Origin of the sequence: Bacillus mobilis, assembly GCF_001884045.1 — a bacterium.
In the GTDB taxonomy this organism is placed as follows: domain Bacteria; phylum Bacillota; class Bacilli; order Bacillales; family Bacillaceae_G; genus Bacillus_A; species Bacillus_A mobilis.
On sequence record NZ_MACF01000041.1, the window covers coordinates 43,441 to 69,684 of the forward strand.

Consider the following 26,244-nt stretch of genomic DNA (forward strand, 5'->3'; position numbering starts at 1 on the left):
GTTATTAAGAAAACAAGGGGGTGCCATATGGGAATTCAAAAGAATGTGGAAGCGGTATCATTTTCTGAAGGAAATGAAGTACAAAGAGAATCGTTCGCTTCTAAAATTATGAATGTAAAAATCGGTGTTATACCTTTACCGTTATATGTAGTATTGGCTGCTATTATTTATGGGGCATCTGTATATAATAAATTGCCAGCAGATATGATTGGTGGATTTGCAGTTATTATGATCATGGGTATTTTCTTAGGCGACATTGGGATGAGAATTCCAATTTTTAAAAATATCGGTGGTCCAGCAATACTTTCGTTATTTATTCCATCATTACTTGTATTCTTTAACTGGATGAATCCAGCTTCAATGGAAGCTGCAACTATGTTAATGAAAAAATCGAACTTTTTATATTTATATATTTCTTGTTTAGTAGTCGGAAGTATTTTAGGAATGAACCGTAAAGTGTTAGTACAAGGTTTCGTTCGTATGTTTATTCCCTTAGTAGTAGGGACGTTAGCTTCTGTAGCAGTAGGATTATTGGTCGGTTCACTATTTGGATTTGAAATGAAGCAAACTTTCTTCTTTATCATCGTACCCATTGTGAGTGGTGGTATCGGAGAAGGGATTTTACCATTGTCATTAGCTTATAGTGATATTTTAAATGAATCATCAGCAACGTTTGTATCGCAGCTTATTCCAGCGGCTATTATTGGAAATATGTTCGCAATCGTGAGTGCAGGGTATATGAAGCGTTTAGGTGAGAAGAAGCCGGAACTTAGTGGTAACGGTGTATTAGTGAAAACAGATAATCAAGCAGAGTTATTAAAAGAACAAAATACAGAGAAGCCAATTGACTTCTCATTAATGGGAGCAGGTTTATTAATTGCGTGTACGTTTTTCATCTTTGGAGGATTTGCTTCTAAGTTCATCGGTATTCCTGGAGCAATCATTATGATTTTTTCAGCAGCACTTGTGAAATATTTTAAATTAATGCCAGCAAAAATGGAGCAAGGAGCATTCCATTTATATAAATTTATTTCGAAGAATTTAACTTGGCCGTTAATGGTCGGATTAGGGTTGCTATATATTCCGCTAAAAGACGTAGCAGCAGTTCTTTCAGTAGGATATGTTGTTGTGTGCGCATCAGTTGTTCTTACAATGGTAGCATCAGGTTTTCTTGTAGGGAAAGTGATGAAAATGTATCCAGTTGAATCAGCAATTGTAACGGGATGTCATAGTGGTTTAGGTGGAACTGGAGATGTTGCTATTTTATCAGCTTCAAATCGTATGGAATTAATGCCGTTTGCGCAAATTTCAACACGTTTAGGCGGGGCAGCAATGGTTGTAACAGCGACAATTTTATTAAAAATGTTTTCATGATCAAACAAGCTAGCTATATTCATATAGCTAGCTTGTCAAATTAAGGGGAGATTATAAGTATGTTAGAGAATCAAATTAATGAAAGATCATTGTTATTGCATAAAGAATTAGTAGGGAAAATTGAAATTACAAGTAAAGTAGAAGTAAATTCAGCGGATGATTTAAGCCTGACATATACACCAGGTGTAGCGGAGTCTTGCAAAGCAATTGCGGCGGATGAAGAAAAAGTGTATGACTATACAGCACGCGGTAATATGGTGGCAGTTGTCTCAGATGGAACAGCGGTACTTGGTTTAGGGAATATTGGACCGAAAGCAGCTATGCCTGTTATGGAAGGGAAGAGTATTTTATTTAAGAAATTTGCGAATGTAGATGCTTTCCCGTTATGTTTAGGTACGACTGATGTGGATGAAATCGTTACCCTTGTGAAAAATTTAGAGCCTACGTTTGCAGGAATTAACTTAGAAGATATTGCGGCACCACGTTGTTTTGAAATTGAAAAGCGATTAAAAGCAGAAATAAATATTCCTGTATTCCATGATGATCAACATGGAACCGCTATTGTCGTCTTGGCAGCTGTTATTAATGCATTAAAAGTTGTTAGCAAACAAATGGATAATGTAAAAATTGTTATTAACGGTGCGGGTTCGGCAGGAATTGCAATTGGAAAATTATTATTAAAGGCTGGTGCAAAACACATTACGTTAGTTAGCTTAGAAGGTATTGTTTGTGAAGGTGAATCATGGATGAACGAAGCACAAATTGAAGTTTCTAAAAAGACAAATCGAGAATATGTGCGTGGAACGTTAAAAGAAGCGATTCATCAAGCTGATATTTTTATTGGTGTATCTGCTCCTAACGTATTAACGAAAGAACTTGTACAAACGATGAATGAGAAAGCAATTGTGTTTGCTATGGCGAATCCAATTCCAGAAATCTTCCCAGAGGATGCATTAGAGGCTGGGGCAGCTGTAGTAGGAACCGGGCGCTCGGATTATGCGAATCAAGTAAATAATGTATTGGCGTTCCCAGGGATATTCCGTGGTGCGTTAGATGTGCGCGCGACGGATATTACAGAAGAGATGAAATTAGCGGCAGCATATGGGATCGCTAACATCATTACGGACGAAGAACGTAATACGAATTATGTAATCCCGAATCCGTTAGATAAAAGAGTTGTTCCAAGTGTTGCGGAAGCAGTAGCTAAGGCAGCTATTGATTCAGGCGTGGCGCAAATTACGACAATACCAAGTTATTAATAGCAAAAAGCAGTGCCTAAAAAGGCACTGCTTTTTTGAGATAAGAAATCAAAATAATGAAGAAGTGTAGAATTATTTATGTTTCTTCACTATTTATTTAATTCCATTGCAACTTGTTTACCATTTACTAAAACCTCAGTTACTGCTACGATCACTTCTATCACTTTTTTCATCTCTCATCTCTCCTCGTTTCATTTCTTACTTTAAGTATAAGAGAAGAGAGATACTTCAACTATCGAAGTACATGACGTAGAAATTACATTGTTGTAAGAAAGTGCTTTATTTTTGTCACTTTACTTAGCGGTGATTACAAATTGCTCATAATATTTTTCATTTACATATATGTTTAATACCCATAATCCAGATGAAGGTAGTGACATAGTGAGTGGGAGTTCGGTTGTAGTAGAATCAATTGTATTTGAAGTAGTCCAAGTTGGTTTAGAATCTTCTTGTTGAAAGAGTACGGGTGTTGGGGTTACTGATCCTTGTTTTAGTGCAACAATAGATAGTTTTCCAGTTGGCATTTCAGGATCTAAAAAGTACCACATCATTTCATTGTGTTCATTTGCGATAATAGGTTTATCAGCCATTGCGACTTTTTCTTCGATGCCTTTTAAAGGTATTTTTTCTTGTATGAAGGAGGGTGTTTCTTCCCAATTTACATCTTTTAAAACGCTAAGATGAAAGAAGGAAGGTGCATTAACTTGAGTGGATGACGTTGCGATAGCTTCTTTTTTAGGTGCTTCTGAATCAGGCTGTGCTTGTGTGCATCCAGCGATGAGAAAGGAGAAAAGTAGCATAGTTCCAATTTTTTTCATGGTGTCACACTCCTAATTTTTATTGTTAGTGTAATTGTATTTGCTAGAAAGCGGGACAATTCCTTTAAAACGTCAAAAGAGGTCGTAAGTTTTGTACGACCTCTTTTGACATTTTTTATATTTGCTCAGTTGTAAAGGTTGGTTCTCGTTCTTTTTGCGGCATCGTTAAGAAAATAACAGAAAGAACGATACATACGCCGCCTAGTAATTGATATGCTCCAAAGGATTCATTTAGCCAAGCGATTGAAACAATGGCAGCTACAAGTGGTTCAATGCTAGATAAAATGCTTGTTTCTGTTGCTGCTAAATATTTCAGACTACCGATATAAAGAAGGAAAGAAAGGGTGCCACTTATGATGATAAGAATAAGCATAGAAAAAGTTTTTGGTGTAAAAGTTTGTGAAAGCTGATTCCATTCAAACGAGCGATTACAAATAAGCAGGGCAATGCCGCCGATTAACATCCCCCAGCCAATTACTACAGTTGTTCCGCATTCTTTAATAAGAGAAGCTGGATGAAGGGTATAAAATGCAAAGCCAATTGCTGTTAATAGACCAAAAATAATGGCTTCTTTTGATAAAACAATATTTTCAATTGAACCGTTTGTAATAATAAAGTACGTCCCTGTTAGTGCTGTTATAATTGCGAGTAGTTGCAGAGAAGCAGGGAATTTTCGTTGTTCAAATGCGATATAAATGGCAATAAGAACAGGACCTAGAAATTGAAACAATGTCGCTGTAACAGCATTACTAATATGAACGGTTTCGATAAAGGCATATTGGGCACCGAGCATGCCGAGAATAGAGAAAATAATAAGTTGTATAGAATGTCTAGGATGTTTCCAAATTTGAAATATGTTTTGTTTTTTTATAAGTAAGAAAGATAAAATAAATATTCCCGCAAGCAACAAGCGTATCGTCAAAAAATCAATTGATGATACGTTAGTATGTTGAAATAGCCACTGAATCATTGGGCCAGATAATCCCCATAAGGTAGCTCCTGTAATAATCATAATGAGTCCAATCCGTCTATTGTTGTTCATGATCATGCATCTCCTCTCGAGTATTTGATTTTTTATGTGTGACATGATAAAAGGAATTATATATAACTTCTGGTACTGTAAAAAGTATCAGATATTAGTTTTATTAAGGGGTCAGATATTGTGTTAGAATTAACGCCTAATTTAAATACGAAAAGTAAAAAGGCATTGTACGTGCAATTGTATGAGTATATAAAAAAAGAAATTAAAGATGGAACAATTCCGGCTTTTACAAAATTACCTGCAAAAAGAAAGCTCGCGAGCTATTTACAAGTGAGTAAGAATACAGTAGAAGCGGCTTACGAGCAATTACTTGCTGAAGGTTATATAGAGTCGGCATCGAGAAAAGGTTATTTTGTATGTAAAGTTGAACAAATGATTTATGTAGAAGGAAGCGAAGTGAAAGTAGAAGAAGTGCCGTTTCGGGAGGAGAACTATACATTTGATTTCACCCAAACAGGGGTTGATACGAATACGTTTCCATTCACTATGTACCGCAAGCTTATAAATGATGTATGGCAGCCACATAATAATGAGTTGCTTTTTCTTGGACACCCTCAAGGAGAATTGAGCTTAAGGGAGGAAATTGCGAGCTATTTGTATGAATCTAGAGGTGTGCGTTGTTCAGCTAGTCAAATTGTATTAGGAGCGGGAACGCAAATATTAGTGAAGCTACTTTTTCAATTGTTGAATGGAAGTAAGTATGCAGTTGAAAACCCAGGTTATCATAGGAAAATGGTCGTTTTTGAACAGGGAGAAAAGAAGGTTCAAATGTTGTCTTTAGATAGGGACGGAATTTGTATGGCAGATTTAGAAAATAGCGATGCAAATGTTGTATTTGTAACTCCCTCTCATCAATTCCCATATGGAATGATTATGCCTATTACGAGAAGGACGCAGCTTTTACAATGGGCGAAGAAAGAAGAAGATAGATATATTATTGAAGATGATTACGATAGTGAATTTCGCTATTCAGGAAAGCCAATCCCCGCACTACAAGGACTAGATACAGATGGGAAAGTTATTTATATGGGGACGCTATCAAAAGCTTTGTTGCCCTCATTACGGATGAGCTATATAGTATTACCGAAGAATTTAATTAACAAGTATCAAAAGGAATACTTGTTTTATACACAAAGTGTTTCGAGAATGGATCAAGAAGTGATAAGAAGGTTTTTAAATGAAGGCTATTGGGAAAAACATATTCATAAAATGCGTGTCGTCTACCGGAAAAAGAGAGATCGACTTGTTTTTGAAATAGAGAAGTATTTCTCTAATCGTGTTGAAGTAATAGGAGAAGATTCGGGATTACACATTTTATTACAAGTGCATAATGGAATGCGAGAAGAAGAACTCATTAAAGAAGCGGCAAAATATAGTATTAAGCTATATCCTGTTTCTACGTACTATAAAGACGGTACTGCACCTGAAAATGTAGTTTTACTTGGGTTTGCAATTTTATCAGAAGAAGAAATTGCGAAAGCGATTCAATTATTACATACGGCATGGTATACAAGAAAGTAAAAAACATCCTCCAAGTATGAGGATGTTTTTTACTATTTATTTTCATCTAAGAATAAGACCATATGCTCTTCGTCCCAATATTGTCCGTTATATTTTAACGAACGTTCTTGTACACCAAATGTTTTAAATCCTAATGATTCATAAAGTTTTTTTGCTCCATCGTTGCCAACAACAACATCAAGCATAACTTGTTCTACTTCTAAAGATTTAGCAAGTTCAAGACATTCTTTAATAAGTGCTTTTCCTGCTCCAAGTCCGCGTGCTTTTGGAGACACATATACAGAACCGATTTTAGCTTTATGTTCTTGTTTTACATATGGTTTCGTTTCCAGTGTTGCAACCCCGATTAATTGTCCATCTTTAAATGCACCTAGCGTATAGTTTTCATCTTGTGCTAATTTTTGTGCTTTATATTCAATTGCACACTCTTTATTAATAATATCTTCATAAGAAGAGCTGAAAGCTTCAGGGTTTTGCTTTAATCCTTCTACACGAAGTTCTAAGTAAATTTCCGCTTCGTCTTTTGTTAATACATGGATATCCAATTATATCACCCTCCAAATCTTTGCAAATGTACCTTTATTTTATATTGAAATAAGAATAATTTCAAAAGCTTAGCTTATATGAGCTGATTTTATGAACAAAATAACACCAGTAGTGTTTACTACTACTGGTGTTTTCACACGCATCTTATTCAAAAGGTAGCTCAATTATAAAGTTTGTTCCTACTCCTAATTGGCTTGTTACTAGAATGGAACCGTTATGCAATTCTACAATTTCTTTTGCAACAGCTAGCCCGATACCCTTGCCTCCAGTAGCTCTCGTTCTGGATTTATCAACACGATAAAAACGATCAAAAATATGTGAGATATCTTCTTCAGGAATACCTTCTCCTTCATCATCTACACTTATTGTAAATGAATCTGTTTCTGTGAGTACACGTATCGTAATAGTTGTGTTTTCAGGCGAATGTTGATAAGCATTGTGTAATAAATTTAACATAACTTGTTCCATACGTCTTTCGTCTATGCAAACTTCTAAATCATCTTTGCAATATACATGGAGTTGCATTTGTTTATTTGTTAATGTTGTTTTTGTTTTTTCAACCATTCGTTCTAAAAATGGTTTAAGGATTACTTTTTGTTTTTTGATAACAAACTGGTGTTGTTCTAATTGCACCAACATAAATAAATCTTGGACGAGATCGGTTACACTATCTGTTTCATCCTCAATGATTTGTAAGTATTCTTCACGCTCTTCTTTCGTTAAAGAGTCTCTCTTTGCTACCTTCGCATAACCTTTCATATAGGTCAATGGCGTTAATAGTTCATGGGCGACACTAGCGAGAAATTCATTGCGTTCTTTTTTCATATAAGTCAGTTCACTGGATAAATCTTCAATCGTTTTTGCTAAGCTTCCAAGTTCATCATTGCGTTTAATCCCTAATTGAATTGGCTTATTTAATTTTGACATTTTTTCTGTCGCTCTCTTCATTTTTATAAGCGGTTCTGTAATAACACGAGAAAAAACAAAGACAGAAATAGTCGTTAAAATAATTGTCACGACACTAATGATAAGAAATTGGTTCATGAGTTTAAGTAACATATTTTCTAAAAAAGATGTTTTTAATAACATATATAACTTTCCTTGAAACTCTTCTGTGTTAAGTGGGCTTACCGTTGTGATGAATTTTGATTTTTTCCAGTTCTTTTCGACGATCAATCCGCCTTTTGGAATAGGTTCTGTTTTACAAGTAAGTTGTTTTTGCATTGCCTTTGTTACGGGTTCTGAATTGGAAATGATTTTGCCATTATTGTCAGTTATAATGATAGCTATATCAGAGTTAGCGATTGATTCTGATTCTACTAAGTGTTCAGCTTCATCCGCGATATCGAACTCTGAATACATAGGACGGTTAGGATTTTTATTGTATTCAGCGCGTTCGACGTGTTTCTTTTCTTTAGCAATTGCACTCCACTTTGTGCGGTTTGTAATTTTGTTACTATAGCGATTACCTTTTTCTAAAAGAGCAAGTGTTTCTTCCTCAATCCGCATTGTTGAAATACTTTTGTAAAAAGATACGAAAGCAATGGTTTCAATACATAAAGCTAATATTAAAAAGTATGTCCCAATTTTAAGTGAAAGTTTACTCATTTTCTCACCATACCTTATTTCATATAAAGGGTCAGTGGTATACTATTGTCCACTGACCGAAGTAATTATTCACTTTTCCATTTATATCCGACTTTATAGACTGTTTCTAAGTAATTTTCAACTGGAAATCCTTTTTTGCGTAATTTATCACGGATATTGCGAATATGTGAATCGATTGTTCTATATTCAATGTCTGTTTCATAACCCCAAATTTTTTCGATTAAATCATCTCGGCTATAAGCACGGTTTGTATTTAGTAAAAATAGTCCAAGTAACGAAAACTCGATAGGTGTTAGTGAGATTTTTTCGTCATATACTGTGACAGTATGTTTCGTTTTATCCCACTCGATACCATTGAAGCTAACAAATCCATCTTTCTTTGTACGGCGTAATATAGCCTCAATTCGTGCAACCAATACATGCTCATCAAATGGTTTTGTAATATAGTCATCCGCGCCCATAGTGAGGCCTTTCACCATATCGTAATTTTGATTACGAGCTGTTAGCATAATAATTGGAACGTTGGAAATTTGACGGATTTGATAGCAAGTATCCCATCCATCCATATTCGGCATCATCACATCTAACAAAATAATATCGAAGTCTTTTTGTTCTATTAACTTTAGTGCTTCAAGGCCAGAAGTAGCTTTCATACAAAAATAGCCACGAGGACTTAAGAACAGATCTAATAATCGTAACATGCGTTCTTCATCGTCTACTAATAAAATTTTAACCATAATCTTGTGCACCCCAAACTGTTCATTCTACTTGTATAGTTTACATGAAAATAATAAAAAACTCTTTTTATGTGATTGAGTGGAAGAGTGATTTTTTCACTCAAAGCAATTGACATAAAAAATGCACTAGTTTTGCACAACTATTTTTTATAATAGAAAACGTAGCGACACAAAATACCCTATGTTGCGACATAACGTCATGTCATTTTATTTATAAAATGACAATTCCATTCTATTGTGTATGTGAGATAGAGAGGGTTTTCGTATTCACCTCGCATCGGATAAGAAAAATTTCCTATCTCACACTTTTTTTAAAAGGAGATCATACACATGAATCCAAAAGAAGAAATTTCAAAAAAAGAAAAGCAAGATCGTAATACGGTTGTCATGTGCATTGCCGTATCTATGGTTATTATTATAAGTTGTGTAAATAAAATTTTGGGGATTTTATAATATAGTAAAAGCTTATTGCTTCTTAAGAAGCAATAAGCTTTTTTCGTTGTTAGGGGGAGTGTTCATATAATAAACCAAGGTAAAATTGCTAACCCAGAAGTTACAATTGCTGTAGTAAATATTAAAAGCATAGCTCGTTTGTTTTGTTTCATGTCACATTCTCCTTTATATATCAATTGAATGCTATACGTTCATTTCATGATTGGTGCCTTACTTTATACTTTTAGTATAATGAATGGAAAGGTTTGGTACGATCGATAAAGGTGACATGAAGATTACATTGTTGTAATGAAAAAAGCACCTTCTTTAATAAGAAGATGCTTTAAAAAAACTATATTGAAGTATTAATCATTTAAGAACAGAACCATATGTTCCTCGTCCCAATATTGACCGTTATGTTTTAATGAACGCTCTTGTACGCCGTAAGTTTGGAAACCTAATGATTCATATAATTTTTTGGCACCAGCGTTACCAACTACAACATCGAGCATAAGTTGTTCTACATGTAATTTATCGGCGTTTTCAATAATGGCTTTAATTAGAGCTCGTCCTGCTCCAAGGCCACGCGCTTTTGGGGAAACAAAAACGGAACCGATTTTTGCTTTATGTTCTTGTTTAATGAAAGGCTTTGTTTCTAAAGTAGCAATGCCAATTAAATCGTTATCTTTGAAGACCCCTAGAGTATACTTATCCGGATTGCTTAATCGTTTTGCCATAGCAGCTACAGGATCCTCATGTTTCAGAACATCTTCATAAGAAGAGCTAAAAGCTTCCGGGTTTTTCGTTAAACCTTCCATACAAACTTTTAAATATATTTCTGCGTCCTCTGTCGTTAATAAGCGAATTTCCATAGTTGTAACCTCCTTGGTCGATTTCAAATAAAATACATCCATTATTTTTATAAGATTGTGTATGCGTTTTGTTAGCAGTCTCTTTTAATTTGTAAAAGAATGAAAAGATATATGCTACAATGTTTTGTTTTTAATATGTAATGAAATTATATATTAACTTTATTAACTATTCAAGCTTTTAATATATTACATTTTTATAACTAAAATAACTCCTCGGTTGAGGAGTTATTTTAGTTATTCGATTGATAACCATCAATTCGCTTTGGATGGGTGTAAATATTACAAGATTCATTTCTAATAAATCCTACGACTGTAATGCCTAAATCGTGAGCGAGTTGCAATGCTAATTTTGTTGGAGCGGATTTAGATAGAACAATTTCACATCCGATTTTTGAAACTTTGAGTAGAATTTCGGATGAAATGCGCCCGCTAAATGCAATGATTTTTCCTTTAACGGATATATCGTTGCGCAAACAATGGCCATATATTTTATCTAATGCATTATGTCTCCCGATATCCATTCTTGATAGGAGAATATTGTTTCGATCACATAGAGCGGTATTGTGAACACCGCCGGTTTGGCGGAATGTAGTGGAAGATTGTTGTAAAGTATTCATTAAGTAAAAACATTCTTCAGGAGTAATTTTCACGTGTATATCATGTAAATCTTTTGCTTTTGCTGCATCGTTAACGAAAATAAAACCTTGTCTACCTTTTCCGCAGCAAGAAGTGATGTATCGCTTATTATATAAAGTTTGATAGAGCGGATTTACTTTTGATGATTTTACATGGACAATTCCGTTATCTTTTTGCACCCATAGTTCTTCCACATCTTTATAAGAAGAAATAATCCCCTCAGAAATTAAAAAACCAATAACCATATCTTCAATATAGGTTGGTGTGCATACGACTGTTACATATTCTTCACCATTCAATTTAATAGTAATAGGAGATTCTGTAACAATCTCATCAAGCTGTTTTGAAAATGTACCAGATTGATAGCGTACAATTGTATAAGTTTCTTGCGTAGGCTCCATATTAAATTCCCCTTTTTTATGTATTTCTCTCCCATATTTATCATAAAACAATGGAAAAAATAAAAACACCTATTAGGAAGAAGATCACAGATTATTTTGGTTATTATTGTATATGTACGATATAATAGAACTGTAGAATAGTGATATTTTCAAGCTTTCGTAGTTATACCTTATAACATCTAGAATCGACTTCATAAGAAAAGTATTCGGGCAGAGCGTTTCAAAAATATGTACAGTAATGCGGTTTTGAAAACGGATTCATAATTGTGTTGTACAGTTGGTTGTAAGGAGAGGGGAAACTATGGCAGAACAGACAGTCCGTGTAACCGTGGATGGTAAAGAATTTTCCACATCGGGTGAAAAGACGATACTACAATTATTTAACGAGAGTAATTTGGAACATCCTCAAATTTGTCATGTACCAGAAGTAGATCCAATTCAAACTTGTGATACGTGTATTGTAGAAGTAAATGGGAAGTTATTGCGTGCTTGTTCAACGAAATTAGAGAACGGTATGCATATCGAAAGACAGTCCCAGCGTGCAAAAGAGGCACAGACTGAGGCGATGGATCGTATATTAGAGAATCATTTATTGTATTGTACCGTTTGTGATAACAATAATGGTAACTGTAAAGTCCATAACACCGTACATATGATGGGAATTGAAGGACAGAAATATCCGTATGAGCCGAAAGTAAGTGCTTGTGAAGTAGATATGTCACATCCGTTTTATCGGTATGATCCAAATCAATGTATTGCTTGTGGACAGTGTGTAGAAGTATGTCAAAACTTACAGGTTAATGAAACTATATCGATAGACTGGAACTTAGATCGTCCACGTGTTATATGGGATCATGGTGTAAGCATAAATGACTCATCTTGTGTAAGTTGTGGACAGTGTGTAACAGTATGTCCGTGTAATGCGTTAATGGAAAAATCAATGTTAGGTGAGGCTGGGTTTATGACAGGATTAAAACCAGATGTGTTAGATCCGATGATTGATTTTGTAAAGGATGTTGAGCCGGGATATAGTAGTATTTTAGCGGTTTCAGAAGTAGAGGCTGCGATGCGTAAGACGAAAGTGAATAAAACAAAAACAGTTTGTACATTTTGTGGTGTCGGTTGTTCCTTCGAAGTATGGACGAAAGATCGCCATATATTAAAAGTTCAACCTGTTTCAGATGCACCGGTTAATGGGATTTCCACATGTGTAAAAGGTAAATTTGGATGGGACTTCGTAAATAGTGAAGATCGAATTACGAAGCCATTAATTCGTCAAGGAGATATGTTTGTTGAAGCTTCATGGGAAGAAGCGTTAGAGGTTGTTGCTTCTAACATGCAGCATATTAAATCTGAATACGGTAGCGATGCATTTGGGTTCATCTCTTCTTCGAAAGTAACAAATGAAGAGAATTACCTTATGCAAAAACTAGCTCGACAAATATATGGAACGAATAATGTGGACAACTGTTCTCGTTATTGTCAATCTCCAGCGACAGACGGTTTATTTAAAACTGTCGGTATGGGCGGGGATGCTGGAACAGTGAAAGATATAGCGGAAGCAGGCCTTGTTATTATCGTTGGTGCGAATCCAACAGAAGGACATCCTGTACTTGCTACGAGAGTAAAACGTGCTCATAAATTACACGAGCAAAAACTAATCGTAGCAGACCTTCGTAAACATGAAATGGCAGAGCGTGCGGATTTATTTATTCATCCGCGCCAAGGTACGGATTACGTATGGCTTGCTGGTATTACGAAATATATTATTGATCAAGATTGGCACGATAAAAAGTTTTTAGCTGAAAATGTGAAGAACTTTGATGAATATAGCAAAATGTTAGAAAAGTATACGCTCGATTATACAGAAGAAATTACGGGGATTTCAAAAGGAAATCTGAAAGAAATGGCTCGTATGGTATATGAAGCAGATGGAACTTGTATACTTTGGGGAATGGGTGTAACGCAAAATACAGGAGGAAGTACAACATCCGCTGCAATTTCAAATTTACTGCTTGTTACGGGGAACTATCGTCGTCCTGGTGCAGGTGCATATCCATTACGAGGGCATAATAACGTACAAGGTGCTTGTGATATGGCAACATTACCAAACTGGCTTCCAGGTTATCAAGCAGTATCAGATGATACGCTTCGTGCGAAGTTTGAAAAAGCATATGGTACAACTATTCCGAAAGCACCAGGATTAAATAATATTGCAATGTTACTTGCGGCGGAAGAAGGAAAACTACGTGGTATGTATGTCATGGGTGAGGAAATGGCTTTAGTTGATTCAAATGCGAACCATGTGCAACATATTTTATCGAATTTAGACTTCCTCGTTGTTCAAGATATGTTCCTATCAAAAACAGCTCGTTTTGCTGATGTTATTTTACCAGCGGCACCAAGCTTAGAAAAAGAAGGAACGTTTACGAATACAGAGCGCCGTATTCAAAGATTATATGAAGTATTGAAACCGCTTGGTGATTCTAAACCAGACTGGTGGATTTTACAAAAAGTTGCACGTGCACTAGGCGGGGATTGGAATTATGAAAGTCCAAGTGAAATTATGGACGAAATCGCATCACTTGCACCGTTATACTCTCAAGCAACGTACGACCGTCTAGAAGGATGGAATAGTTTATGTTGGGGCAGTCATGATGGTAGCGATACACCGCTATTATATGTAGACGGATTTAACTTCCCAGATAAACTTGCTCGTTTATCCTTAGATGAATGGGTGCCACCTGTTGTAGCGCCAGATGAGTATGATTTACTTTTAAATAATGGTCGTATGCTAGAACATTTCCATGAAGGGAACATGACGAATAAGTCGGCTGGTATTTTATCTAAAGTATCTGAAGTATTCGTTGAAATTTCACCTGAACTCGCTATAGAACGCAATGTGAAAGATGGTGGTCTTGTGGAATTAGCATCACCATTTGGGAAAATTAAAGTACAGGCGCTTATTACAGATCGTGTAACGGGGAAAGAGCTATATTTACCGATGCATGCAACGATAAATGAAGAAGCGATTAATATTTTAACTGGGACAGCAACAGACCTTTATACATGTACACCAGCATATAAACAAACGATGGTGAAAATGCGTGTATTACGTGAAAAAGGAAATCGTCCGTTACCATCTTCAAACCCGCGAGATAAAAAGCGTAATCCGCAAAATGGTGTTGAAATCGAGCAAAAGTGGCAAAGAAAACAATACGTATCACTTGTGGACTAGGGGGCGGAGATAGTGGCGAAAGAAATTACGTTAATTAAAAAGAAAGTTGTAACAGAGGAAGAACAGAAACAGCAAGTAGCAGATGAACTTCTAAATGAGCTATCTAATAATCGTGAAGCAGTAGAGGAAACGATGCAGCTTTTAGCGCAGTTGCAGAAGGCTGGGATATTAGATGCGGCGATTAGTTTACTTGCTGCGAAGGAAGATGTTTCAAAAATTGCTGTGGAGCAATTAAATCGTGAACCAGTTAAAAATGCACTCAACAATATGATGGGAGCGGGAGAAGCGCTATCCGCAGTTGACCCAGAAGTAACGAAGCAAATCACATCGAGTTTAGTTACTGGATTGCAATTTGCAACAGATGAATTAAATAATGGTAAAAAAACAAAAGTGATGGATTTCTTTAAAGTGTTAAAAGATCCAGATATCAATAGAGCCATTACATTCGGTTTTAGCTTCTTGAAAGCATTTGGGCAAGGGCTAGAGAAAAAATAGAGTAAATGAAAAAAGTGATGGGAAGTAGCCATCACTTTTTTCATTGTATGTATAAGAGTGTTCATGTTAGGCGGAATATATTATTATTAAAAAGATGGATTAGAAATGGAAATATGGAATCCATCTCAAATATCGTTTTAGAATGTGGAGGAATATATGCAACACCGTAAAAGACTATCTATACCAGGAGTAATGAGACATTCCTTTCAAACTGTTAGATTTGCTTTTTGGAATGTGTTAACATTCCAACTTGCTTATAAATTGTTAGCAGCGATTGTGTTTATCCCACTTTTCGGTATTATTTTCAATAAGTTGTTGTACTTTGGTGGGTATGCAAATGCAACAAATGATGAGTTATTAGCATTTTTGAAAACACCATACGGGATTTTGGCGATTGTAATTTTATCTATATTGGCATTGTTTCTTATCTTTACAGAGTTTGCAGTACTTATTATCATTTCGTACTTCGCTCATAAAAGGCAAAAGGTGAGATTACGTCCAATTCTGTATAAAACAGTAACGTATTTACCTTCCCTGTTTACATATTGCTTACCTGGATTTGTTTTGTATGCAGTTGTACTATTACCGCTATTAAGTATGGGTTATAAATCTGCATTGATTCCTGAAATTCAAATTCCTAATTTTATTACAGGTGAACTATTTAAGACAACAATGGGGCAAGTTGGGTATTATACTTTCTTCGCTGTAGTTGCCTATTTAAATCTTCGTTGGATTTTTGTTTTACCTATTATTGTTTTAGAGGAAAAGCCGTTCCGCACGGCAGCACGAAAAAGCGCAAACTTAGTAAAAGAAAGCTTCTTTAAAGTATTGTTCTTTTTAGTAGGTTTTTTCATATCTGTAGGAATCGTCTTTCTTTTATGTGTAGGAATTTATTTACTTTGTCTGTGGGGAGTATATGAATTTACAAACCCAGAAGGGACATTTGCGTTGCTAGCAGAGTCAACTATTTCAGTCTTCTTAACAAGTACATTGTATCTATTTAGCTTTATTATGACGCCGTTTTACATTATGGCGTTAACAAGATTGTATTTACAAAAGGTTCCGGTTGAAGATGTTTTATTAGAAGAAGGATTAGATTATTCAAAAACGAAAGCAGATAAATGTTTCTTCCAAAAACATCGTTGGAAATTTATTGGTGTATATATTGTAGGAATTATTACTGCGGGGATGGTAGTTGCCTTCATTGTGACCTTTATTACAAACACATATAAAGAACCAATTATTATGGCTCATCGTGGTTATATTTCAAAAGGTGTAGAGAATACGAAAGAAGCTGTGCAGGGGGCTATTGATGCGAAAGCAGATTATGCTGAAATTGATGTACTGCAAACGAAAGACGGTGAACTAGCAGTTATACATGATTTGAAGCTGAAACGCCTTGCTAATGCTAATGTTCATGTGTCAGATTTAACGATGGACGAGTTAAGACAGCTTACCCTTAGTCAAGATGGGTTTTCAGGACAAATCAGTACACTTGATGAAATCATTAAGCTGGCAAAGGGGAAAATCAAGCTTAATATTGAAGTGAAGCTTCATGGTGGCGAAAAAGATTTCGTAAACAAAGTATTAAAAGTGATTAAAGATAATGAATTTGAGAAGCAATGTGTCATTCAAACGTTACATTACCCGCTTATTAAAGAGTTTAAGCGTGCAAATCCAGATATAAAAGTCGGATATATACTGTATGCAAGTAGAGCTAACTTAAAGAATGTGAAAGCTGATTTTTATGTAGCTGAAGAATATATGTTAAATAAGAAGTTAGTAAAAGAAGCAAGGAAGTTAAATAAGCCAATTTACGTATGGACAGTAAATGATATGGAAAGTTTAAAGGGATATTATAAGCTAAACGTAGATGGTATCATTACCGATTATCCTGAAGATGCACGTGAAACAATTAAGATGCTAAAAGAACAAGAAGCGGAAGAAAGTGATCTGTTTGATAAAATTAGTGAAACAACAGATGATTTATTTTCCAAGTTATTTATAAGTTACCCAGCTGCTGGCTAGATGCCAGCAGCTGTTTTTTTATGAAAAGAATATATCCCTAAAGTATTGTGTAAATTAATAATTGTATATGTATACGGCATTATTGGGGTTTTTTACATTGTTACATTATTGTCGAATAATAAATGATTGCTGCTTATTTTTAAGGAGTATAATGAAAATAGGGTGATAGATAATGGAATGTAACGAAGAGGCTAATAGAATCAATGTTCCATATATTTACACTATTCTAAATATATAAACTTTAAAAAAATGATATGTTAGCGTTTTCATAACTTTTAAGTTATGCTAGAATAAGGACATAAGTTATTAATTATTACAAAAAGAAAAAAGACTTTCTTTTTTCTGTTAATTATAAGGGGGCATTTCATTATGCGTATTGGGGTACCAGCAGAAATTAAAAACAACGAAAACCGTGTGGCAATGACACCAGCAGGTGTTGTACATTTAATTCGTAACAATCACGAAGTATTCATTCAAAAGGGTGCAGGTTTAGGATCTGGTTTCACAGATGCTCAGTATGTTGAAGCGGGAGCAAAAATCGTTGATACAGCTGAAGAAGCTTGGAACATGGAAATGGTTATGAAAGTTAAGGAACCAATTGAAAGCGAATACAAACACTTCAGCGAAGGTTTGATCTTATTCACATACTTACACTTAGCTCCAGAACCAGAATTAACAAAAGCGTTAATCGAAAAGAAAGTTGTTGCGATTGCATATGAAACAGTACAATTAGAAAACCGTTCTCTACCATTACTTGCACCTATGAGTGAAGTAGCTGGTCGTATGGCTGCACAAATTGGTGCACAATTCCTTGAGAAAAACAAAGGCGGTAAAGGTATCTTACTTGCAGGTGTTCCAGGGGTTAAACGTGGTAAAGTAACAATCATCGGTGGTGGACAAGCTGGTACAAATGCTGCTAAAATTGCAGTTGGACTAGGTGCGGATGTAACAATCATCGACTTAAGTGCAGAACGTCTTCGTCAATTAGATGACATTTTCGGAAACCAAGTAAAAACTTTAATGTCTAATCCTTACAATATTGCAGAAGCTGTAAAAGAGTCTGATCTTGTAATCGGTGCAGTATTAATTCCAGGTGCAAAAGCGCCAAAACTTGTAACAGAAGAAATGATTAAATCAATGGAACCAGGTTCTGTTGTTGTAGATATCGCGATTGACCAAGGTGGTATTTTCGAAACAACTGACCGTATTACAACTCATGATAACCCAACTTACGAAAAACACGGCGTTGTTCATTATGCAGTTGCAAACATGCCAGGTGCGGTTCCACGTACATCAACTCTTGCATTAACAAACGTAACAGTACCATATGCAGTACAAATTGCAAACAAAGGCTACAAAGAAGCTTGCCTAGGCAACTCTGCATTACTAAAAGGTATTAACACATTAGATGGCTATGTAACATTCGAAGCAGTTGCAGAAGCTCACGGTGTAGAATACAAAGGTGCTAAAGAATTATTAGAAGCAGAAACAGTATCTTGCTAATAGAAGCATTATACAAAACAAAATCGAACAATATATAAACCAACATGATAAGAGCTAAGAGTGAAGATCTCTTAGCTCTTCTTGGCAAAAGGGGGCATACATCGTGGCCAACCTATTTAAAAAGAAATCCGTTACGCAATTGTTAGGTGAAAGTAAAAGTAAAACTTTAACGAAAACGCTAGGGGCATTCGACCTAACAATGCTAGGGATTGGTGCGATAATCGGTACAGGAGTTCTAGTATTAACAGGATTAGTAGCAGCAAGAGATGCTGGTCCAGCAGTTATTTTTTCATTCATGATTGCAGCGATTGTTTGTGGATTTGCAGCGTTATGTTATGCAGAAGTTGCATCTACACTGCCGGTTTCAGGTAGTGTGTACACATATTCGTATGCAACAATTGGTGAGTTTGTTGCCCATTTAATGGGATGGACATTGTTATCCGTATATGTCGTAACGACTGCCGCAGTAGCCGGAGGATGGACGGGTTATTTCCATAACCTAGTGAGTGGATTGGGACTTGAAATTCCAAAAGCATTGCTAACGATTCCAGCACAAGGTGGTATGGTAAACTTACCAGCAGTTATCGTTACGTTAGTGATAACTTGGTTATTATCACGAGGTACGAAAGAAAGTAAGCGTGTGAATAACATAATGGTATTAATTAAAATTGGTATTGTTGTTTTATTCATTGCAGTTGGTGTATTTTACGTGAAACCAGAAAACTGGATACCATTTGCACCGTACGGTTTAAGTGGAGTGTTCGCAGGGGGAGCAGCAGTATTCTTTGCTTTCTTAGGATTTGATGCATTAGCAACTTCTGCTGAAGAAGTAAAAAATCCACAACGTGATCTACCGATTGGTATTATTGCTTCGTTAGTGATTTGTACAATCATTTATGTTGTAGTTTGTCTCGTTATGACAGGTATGGTTTCTTATAAGGAATTAGATGTACCTGAAGCTATGGCATATGTGTTAGAAGTTGTAGGACAAGATAAAGTGGCTGGTGTAATTGCTATTGGAGCTGTAATCGGTATTATGGCTGTAATTTTCGCTTACATTTATGCAACAACTCGTGTATTCTTCGCAATGAGCCGTGACGGTCTATTGCCAAAATCTTTCGCGAAAATTAACAAGAAGACTGAAGCGCCAACATTTTCAGTTTGGTTAACAGGAATTGGTAGTGCTTTAATTGCTGGATTTATCGATTTAAAAGAATTGTCGAATTTAGCGAATATTGGAGCGTTATTAACATTCGCCATGGTTGGTGTAACTGTTATCATTCTTCGTAAAACGCATCCGAAATTACAACGTGGATTTATGGTACCACTTGTACCGATTTTACCGATTATTTCAGTTGCATGTTGTCTATTCTTAATGGTAAATTTACCATTAAAAACATGGATATACTTCGGTGTTTGGTTAGCAATCGGAGTGGTTGTATACTTTGTTTATTCGAAAAAGCATAGTCATTTAAAAGACGATGGAAGTTCGCAGGATAATTTAGAACAAGCTAATTAACAGCTAATTAAAAGGGATATAAGTATAAGTAAGCCTTGTGCGTCTAGGGAACGCGCAAGGCTTTTTTCTTTTGTGCAAAATGTACATCTTTTTTTGTATGAGAATGTAATGGATGCGGAAAATATGGATAGACCTTTTTAAATGTGAACGAAATGTTCAAAAAAAATGTATGAGATTTCATTGACACATATGAATAGGCGCTCATATAATAAGAGTATAAGATATATGAACGATTGTTCATATGTTCAAATGAAGAGGTGAGCTATAATGGCTGGAAATAAAGTAGAAACACCACAAGAGACATGTTCTCAAACAGTAATTCATGAAGAAGTTGTTGATCAAGTAAAACAAACAATTCCAACTGATGAAAGTTTAAGTAAAGTAGCAGAATTATTTAAAGTATTAGGTGATCGTACACGTACGAGAATATTACATGCGTTATTTGAAGCTGAAATGTGTGTTTGTGATTTAGCGTATTTATTAGGAATGACACAATCATCTATTTCACATCAGCTTCGTGTGTTAAAGCAAGCGAAACTTGTAAAGAATCGTAAAGAAGGCAAGGTCGTTTATTATTCGTTAGCTGATCAGCACGTAATTCATATCTTCGAGCAAGCGTTTGAACACGTAAACGAGGAAGAATAAAAAGAACGCGAGGAGGGAGAACGATGGCTGAAGCATTAGTGAAAAAGAAACTGGTGTTAGAAGGTTTAGATTGTGCGAACTGTGCAATGAAAATTGAAAAAGGCGTTGGGAATATAGAAGGAGTAAATTCTTGCTCTGTAAATTTCGCGACAAAAACAATGGTTTTAGAAACAGCACAAAATAAAGAAAGCGAAGTTGTTACAGAAGCAAAGCAACTCGTTACAAAATTAGAACCGCATATTAAAGTACAAGAAGAAAAAAATACAAAAGTAGCAAAAGAAGTGTTTATATTAGAAGGTTTAGATTGTGCAAACTGTGCGATGAAAATCGAAAATAAAGTGAAAGAAATGCCGACCGTTTCAGAAGCAACTGTTGATTTCGTATCAAAGAAATTAAGAGTTGAAGTAGCGAATAAAAGAGAATTAGAAGCGACTGTAGTAAATATAACGAATGTTGTTCAAAAGTTAGAACCAGATGTGAAAGTTGTTCGTGAAGAAAAAGGTGGTCACCACGGACATAGTCACGACCATGGTGAAGCAAATGTGAAAAAGATGGTAGGACGATTAGTGGTCGGCGGAGTTTTGACAGCAATTGCTGCATTAGCTGGCTTACCACAAATGATAACAATTCCGTTATTCGTCGTTGCGTATTTATTAATAGGTGGAGATATTGTTTGGAGAGCGGTAAGAAACATAACTCGCGGCCAAGTGTTCGATGAGAACTTCTTAATGGCAATTGCAACACTAGGAGCTTTTGCGATTCAACAATATTCAGAAGCTGTTGCGGTAATGCTATTCTATCAAGTGGGGGAACTATTCCAAAGTATTGCGGTCAATCGCTCCCGAAAATCAATTACTTCATTAATGGATATCCGTCCTGATTATGCGAATGTGAAGGTTGGAAATGAAACGAAACAAGTATCACCAGAAGATGTACGAATCGGCGATTATATTATCGTGAAGCCTGGTGAGAAAGTACCATTAGACGGAAAAGTAGTTGAAGGAACATCAATGGTAGATACTTCAGCGTTGACTGGTGAATCTGTACCACGTGAAGTCGAAGTTGGAAATGACGTATTAAGTGGTTTTGTGAACCAAAATGGTGTATTAACAATTGAAGTTACAAAAGAATTTGGTGAATCAACTGTATCAAAAATTTTAGATTTAGTTCAAAATGCAAGCAGTAAAAAAGCGCCAACAGAAAACTTTATTACGAAGTTCGCGCGTTACTATACTCCAGTTGTAGTTATTACAGCAGCGATCATGGCATTTATTCCACCACTTATTTTAGAAGGAGCTACATTCTCAGAATGGATTTATAGAGCTTTAGTGTTCTTAGTAATCTCTTGTCCATGTGCGTTAGTTGTATCTATTCCTCTTGGATTCTTTGGAGGGATTGGTGGTGCATCTAAAAGTGGTGTATTAATAAAAGGAAGTAACTATTTAGAAGCTTTAAATGATGTGAAATATATTGTTTTTGATAAAACGGGAACATTAACAAAAGGTGTCTTCAAAGTTACAAAAATGGAACCAAGTGAAGGCATAAAAAATGAAGAATTATTAGAGTATGCAGCATTTGCTGAAGTGTATTCTAATCATCCAATTGCACAATCGATTCGAAAGGCATATGGAAAATCAATTGATGAAAAAATAATCGATGATTATAACGAAATTTCTGGTCACGGTACAGTCGTAAAAGTACAAGGAAAAGAAATTTTTGCAGGTAATGCTAAATTAATGAAAAAAGAAAACATTACATTTAAGCAACCAGAAACGGTAGGTACATTAGTTCACGTTGCTGTAGATGGAGAATATGCAGGTTATATCGTTATCTCTGATGAGGTAAAAGAAGATTCAAAACAAGCAATTCAAAAATTAAAAGAACTAGGTATTAAGAAGACAGTCATGTTAACTGGTGATGCAAAAGCAGTTGGTGAAGCTGTCGGTAAGGAATTAGGTTTAGATGAAGTTCACGCAGAACTATTACCGCAACAAAAAGTAGAAGAGATTGAAAAAATTGATGCGGCGAAGAACGGAAAAGAAAAAGTTGCTTTCGTTGGTGATGGTATTAATGACACACCGGTATTAGCAAGAGCAGATGTTGGTATTGCGATGGGTGGTTTAGGATCAGATGCAGCGATTGAGGCGGCAGACATCGTTATTATGACTGATGAGCCTTCAAAAATTGCAACAGCCTTACACATCGCAAAACGTACACGACGCATTGTATGGCAGAATATTATCTTTGCATTAGGGGTAAAAGGATTAGTTTTATTACTTGGTGCTTTCGGTATCGCAACAATGTGGGAAGCTGTCTTCTCAGATGTTGGTGTGACACTACTTGCAGTGTTAAATGCAATGCGTGTACTACGAGTGAAAGATTTATAAAAAAGAGGACGCAACCTGCGTCCTCTTTTTTAGGTTATTTTGTTGAAATTGACTCAATAAAATAATAGCAAATATTATTTTATAAATAAATAACGTAATATTGAAATTTACAAATAAAAAATATTTGTCTTATTATTTTAATATATTTTTCACAAAGATACATATCGTATTGAAAAAACAGAGAAGAAGAAGCTTCTCTGTTTTATCCCACTTTAATGGGTAGTAAGACCCCCCACTGATTAAAGTTTCACTTTATTTTTGTATATTTTTTTCAACTTGTTCTCGAACAGTTTGGATGTAATTCATTTTATGATCCCAACATTCTTGACTTAAATCGACAGGGTACTCTTCGGGATTTAAAGTTCGCATATACTCTTCCCAAAATAGCGCGAGACTCTGTTCATTATATTTTTGAATAGCTAATATATCTGGTAGTTCATATGTTCTTTCGCCGCTAACGAAAATGTCTTTATGCAGTTCGCGAGCTTCAAAGTTTGTTACAAATTTACTTATATACGTGTGAACAGGGTGAAACATTTTTAAGCGTTCTTCTTTTCCTGGTTCTTCAGAATCTAATGCAATATAATCGCCTTCTGCATGATCGTTAACTCGATTGATAATGCGATAAATTCGTTTCAGTCCTGGAGTCGTAATTTTTTCAGGGTTAGATGAAATTTTAATTGTATCATTTAACTTTCCATCCGTATCTTCAATCGCAACTAGTTTATAAACAGCTCCTAATGCCGGTTGCTCAAAGGATGTAATCAATTTTGTTCCAACGCCCCATACATCAATTTTTGCTCCTTGAGATTTCAAATGCATAATTGTGTATTCATCTAAATCGCTAGAAGCAATAATTTTTGTATGTGTAAACCCAGCTTCATCTAGTAGTTTTCTTGCTTTTTTAGATAAATAAGCCATATCACCACTATCAAGGCGAATGCCATAAAAATCGATACGATCTCCAAACTCTTTCGCGACGCGAATCGCATTTGGAACACCTGATTTTAAAGTGTCGTATGTATCAACGAGAAAGACGCATTTTTTATGAGTTTCAGCGTATTTCTTAAACGCGATATATTCATCGCGATACGCTTGAACGAAAGAGTGAGCGTGTGTGCCGGCTACAGGTATCCCGAAGCGTTTTCCAGCACGAACGTTACTCGTAGATGAGAAACCACCAATAAAGGCAGCGCGTGTGCCCCAAAGAGCAGCGTCAAACTCGTGAGCACGTCTTGTACCGAATTCTAAAAGTTCATCATTATTTGCAGCATGCTTCATACGAGCAGCTTTTGTTGCAATTAATGTTTGGTAATTCACAATGTTTAACAGGGCAGTTTCAATAATTTGTGCTTCGCCGAGCGGTGCATCAACGCGTAATAAAGGCTCGTTATTAAATACAACTTCACCTTCTTGCATACTTCGAATCGTCCCAGTGAATTTCATATTTTGTAAGTACTGAAGGAATTCTTCTTCAAATTGTAATTCTGCTAAATAAGCGATATCGCTTTCGGTAAAGCTGAAGTTTTCTATGTACTCTACAATCTTTTCAAGACCAGCAAAAACAGCATAACCGTTCTCAAATGGAAGCTTTCGAAAGTATAAATCAAACACTGAGCGGCGATTGTGAATACCATCTTTCCAATATGTATAAGCCATATTAATTTGATATAAATCTGTATGTAAGGCATAGCTATCGTCTTTATAATAAGTCATCGCGAAAACACCTCCATAATTTGGTTATAGTATACCAATTTTTCACCGCCCGTAGCAAAGGATGGATATGAAAGTATAGTCAAGAGGGAAAAAAATGAAATATTGCATATTTTTTAGAAAATTAACATTTATCAATTTATATTTCTCAAGATTTTATGTATTATTAGAGTAATGGGGGTAATGAGAATGGAGGAGGACAATGCAACAAACATTAGAAAAAATAGGCAAACAAGTCTTTTATAAACGGCTACAGCAAAAAATGACACAAGAAGAATTATGTCAGGGCATTTGTTCTGTCTCATACTTAAGTAAGATCGAAAATGGAAAAATCGAAGCATCAGAAGAGATTCTACAATTGCTCTGCACAAGGTTAGAAATTGCCGTGACGGATTTGAGAGATGTAGAAGAAGATGTGAAGGGGAAGCTGGATGAGTGGTTGAATGCACTTGTTCATTTGGACAAGCAGCAAGTAGAACGCATATATGAAGAATTACAAGGTGAAATGAAGCATGTTTTGGATTTTGAAATTATAAATTATTATAAACTGTTGTATACGCGTTATTTAATGATGAAGAGAGATTTACCTGCTGTTGAAGAAGAATTGGATAAGTTGAAGAAAGTGTATAAGAAATACTCACCTTTTCAGAAGATGTTATATACGTATAATAAGGCATTATTATATTCTGTAGAGTACAAATATACACAGGCATTAGAATATTTGTTAAAGACAGAAGCAATGGCAAAAGAATTAGGATATTATGAAACGGGAATATATTATAATTTAGCACTGACATATAGTCAGATGGAAATAGATCATATGACATTATACTTTGCTAATGTGGCATTAGAGGGCTTTAAAAGTGAATATAAATTTAGAAATATAATTAATTGCAAGTTTTTAATTGCTTTTAGTTATACTAGAAAAAAACAATACAATGAAGCTATGGAAATTTATAATCATATCATAAGGGAAGCAACCTCTTTTGCGGATAAAGATAATATTCTATCTATTGCTTTAAATAATATTGGCTACCTGTATTATTGCCAAAAAAATTATACCAAGGCAAAAGAGTACTATATAGAATGCCTAAAGTATAAAAAAGAAGAGGATATGAACTATATTGATGCTATGTATGAGCTTTCGTTACAGTGTATTCAATTAGGAGAGATCGAGGAAGCGGCTAAATGGATTGAAAAAGGCATCAATGCCGCAAGGAAAGATGATAGATATAAAGGGATGTTGTATTTATTGTTAAGTCTACAGTATAAGTACTTTGAAGCAAGAGATATTTATAAAAAATTTCTAGAAACAGAAGTAGTTCCTTTCTTTAAAGCAGAGGAAAATATAAAAGATTTAAAGAAGATATACTTAGAACTAGCTGAATATTTAGAAGAATGTTCAGATTTTAAAGAAAGTAATCGCTACTATAAGTTAGCGATAAACTTATTAGAAGAATAAAGAGGAGG

Annotated in this window: 20 protein-coding genes; 12 read left to right on the forward strand and 8 right to left on the reverse strand. The window is 35.3% G+C overall.

All coding sequences use genetic code 11. The annotated features are described in order from the left end of the window. The first annotated feature begins 27 nt into the window (after positions 1-27). Both BAQ44_RS04185 and BAQ44_RS04190 read left to right on the forward strand, forming a co-directional pair. The gene (locus tag BAQ44_RS04185; RefSeq protein ID WP_071720945.1) at positions 28-1,374 is read left to right on the forward strand and encodes a 2-hydroxycarboxylate transporter family protein; all 1,347 of its coding nucleotides are present in this window, start codon (positions 28-30) and stop codon (positions 1,372-1,374) included. A gap of 59 nt (positions 1,375-1,433) precedes the next feature. Next, on the forward strand, positions 1,434-2,633 hold the full coding sequence (locus tag BAQ44_RS04190; protein WP_071720947.1) for an NAD(P)-dependent malic enzyme: 1,200 nt from the start codon (positions 1,434-1,436) through the stop codon (positions 2,631-2,633). Positions 2,634-2,926: 293 nt separating this feature from the next. On the opposite strand, the gene BAQ44_RS04195 is transcribed toward BAQ44_RS04190, so the two are convergent. Continuing rightward, positions 2,927-3,451, reverse strand: coding sequence for a DUF4871 domain-containing protein (locus BAQ44_RS04195; protein WP_071720949.1), 525 nt, complete (start codon positions 3,449-3,451; stop codon positions 2,927-2,929). A gap of 115 nt (positions 3,452-3,566) precedes the next feature. Beyond that, positions 3,567-4,493 carry a DMT family transporter gene (locus BAQ44_RS04200; RefSeq protein WP_071720950.1) on the reverse strand — a complete coding sequence of 309 codons (927 nt, stop codon included), beginning with the start codon at positions 4,491-4,493 and terminating at the stop codon, positions 3,567-3,569. Positions 4,494-4,613: 120 nt separating this feature from the next. On the opposite strand from BAQ44_RS04200, the gene pdxR reads away from it, so the two are divergent. After that, complete coding sequence (pdxR, locus tag BAQ44_RS04205) at positions 4,614-6,014, forward strand: MocR-like pyridoxine biosynthesis transcription factor PdxR (RefSeq protein WP_071720952.1); 1,401 nt, start codon at positions 4,614-4,616, stop codon at positions 6,012-6,014. Positions 6,015-6,046: 32 nt separating this feature from the next. Here the strand turns inward: pdxR and BAQ44_RS04210 are convergent, their stop codons facing one another. From BAQ44_RS04210 to BAQ44_RS04220, 3 genes are all read right to left on the reverse strand, one after another. After that, entirely contained in the window at positions 6,047-6,559 is a 513-nt protein-coding gene (locus BAQ44_RS04210) for a GNAT family N-acetyltransferase (RefSeq protein ID WP_000351216.1), read from the reverse strand. A 145-nt stretch (positions 6,560-6,704) separates the two neighbouring features. Then, positions 6,705-8,168 carry a sensor histidine kinase gene (locus BAQ44_RS04215; RefSeq protein WP_071720954.1) on the reverse strand — a complete coding sequence of 488 codons (1,464 nt, stop codon included), beginning with the start codon at positions 8,166-8,168 and terminating at the stop codon, positions 6,705-6,707. Between the two features lie 65 nt (positions 8,169-8,233). Next, positions 8,234-8,905, reverse strand: a complete 672-nt coding sequence (locus BAQ44_RS04220) for a response regulator transcription factor (protein WP_063261618.1) — start codon at positions 8,903-8,905, stop codon at positions 8,234-8,236. A 330-nt stretch (positions 8,906-9,235) separates the two neighbouring features. Between BAQ44_RS04220 and BAQ44_RS31555 the strand changes: the two genes are divergently transcribed. After that, a complete protein-coding gene (locus BAQ44_RS31555; RefSeq protein WP_001068388.1) occupies positions 9,236-9,358 on the forward strand; it encodes a hypothetical protein in 123 nt (40 codons plus the stop codon). Between the two features lie 344 nt (positions 9,359-9,702). Here BAQ44_RS31555 and BAQ44_RS04230 read toward each other — a convergent pair whose 3' ends face one another. Together BAQ44_RS04230 and fdhD are read right to left on the reverse strand one after the other, a co-directional pair. Beyond that, positions 9,703-10,209 (reverse strand): GNAT family N-acetyltransferase, encoded by a 507-nt coding sequence (locus BAQ44_RS04230; RefSeq protein ID WP_000405874.1) that lies wholly within the window; start codon positions 10,207-10,209, stop codon positions 9,703-9,705. Positions 10,210-10,439: 230 nt separating this feature from the next. After that, on the reverse strand, positions 10,440-11,246 hold the full coding sequence (fdhD, locus tag BAQ44_RS04235; RefSeq protein WP_061676980.1) for a formate dehydrogenase accessory sulfurtransferase FdhD: 807 nt from the start codon (positions 11,244-11,246) through the stop codon (positions 10,440-10,442). Between the two features lie 301 nt (positions 11,247-11,547). Here fdhD and fdhF point away from each other — a divergent pair, with 301 nt between their 5' ends. The 7 genes from fdhF (at position 11,548) to BAQ44_RS04270 (ending at position 23,061) form a co-directional block, all read left to right on the forward strand. Then, positions 11,548-14,484, forward strand: coding sequence for a formate dehydrogenase subunit alpha (fdhF, locus tag BAQ44_RS04240; RefSeq protein ID WP_071720956.1), 2,937 nt, complete (start codon positions 11,548-11,550; stop codon positions 14,482-14,484). 12 nt (positions 14,485-14,496) lie between these two features. Beyond that, positions 14,497-14,979, forward strand: a complete 483-nt coding sequence (locus tag BAQ44_RS04245; RefSeq protein ID WP_071720958.1) for a helical membrane plugin domain-containing protein — start codon at positions 14,497-14,499, stop codon at positions 14,977-14,979. A 156-nt stretch (positions 14,980-15,135) separates the two neighbouring features. Then, a complete protein-coding gene (locus tag BAQ44_RS04250) occupies positions 15,136-17,007 on the forward strand; it encodes a glycerophosphoryl diester phosphodiesterase membrane domain-containing protein (protein ID WP_061676978.1) in 1,872 nt (623 codons plus the stop codon). Between the two features lie 369 nt (positions 17,008-17,376). Beyond that, positions 17,377-18,510 (forward strand): alanine dehydrogenase, encoded by a 1,134-nt coding sequence (gene ald, locus BAQ44_RS04255; RefSeq protein WP_001219741.1) that lies wholly within the window; start codon positions 17,377-17,379, stop codon positions 18,508-18,510. Between the two features lie 103 nt (positions 18,511-18,613). Then, positions 18,614-20,029 carry an amino acid permease gene (locus BAQ44_RS04260; protein WP_001284886.1) on the forward strand — a complete coding sequence of 472 codons (1,416 nt, stop codon included), beginning with the start codon at positions 18,614-18,616 and terminating at the stop codon, positions 20,027-20,029. Between the two features lie 267 nt (positions 20,030-20,296). After that, positions 20,297-20,674: an ArsR/SmtB family transcription factor gene (locus BAQ44_RS04265; RefSeq protein WP_061676976.1), complete on the forward strand. Its 378-nt coding sequence runs from the start codon at positions 20,297-20,299 to the stop codon at positions 20,672-20,674. Positions 20,675-20,697: 23 nt separating this feature from the next. Further along, positions 20,698-23,061: a heavy metal translocating P-type ATPase gene (locus BAQ44_RS04270; RefSeq protein ID WP_071720960.1), complete on the forward strand. Its 2,364-nt coding sequence runs from the start codon at positions 20,698-20,700 to the stop codon at positions 23,059-23,061. A 252-nt stretch (positions 23,062-23,313) separates the two neighbouring features. Here BAQ44_RS04270 and BAQ44_RS04275 read toward each other — a convergent pair whose 3' ends face one another. Then, positions 23,314-24,777, reverse strand: a complete 1,464-nt coding sequence (locus BAQ44_RS04275; protein WP_071720962.1) for a nicotinate phosphoribosyltransferase — start codon at positions 24,775-24,777, stop codon at positions 23,314-23,316. 199 nt (positions 24,778-24,976) lie between these two features. Here BAQ44_RS04275 and BAQ44_RS04280 point away from each other — a divergent pair, with 199 nt between their 5' ends. Next, complete coding sequence (locus tag BAQ44_RS04280; protein WP_071720965.1) at positions 24,977-26,236, forward strand: tetratricopeptide repeat protein; 1,260 nt, start codon at positions 24,977-24,979, stop codon at positions 26,234-26,236. The last annotated feature ends 8 nt before the right edge of the window (positions 26,237-26,244 follow it).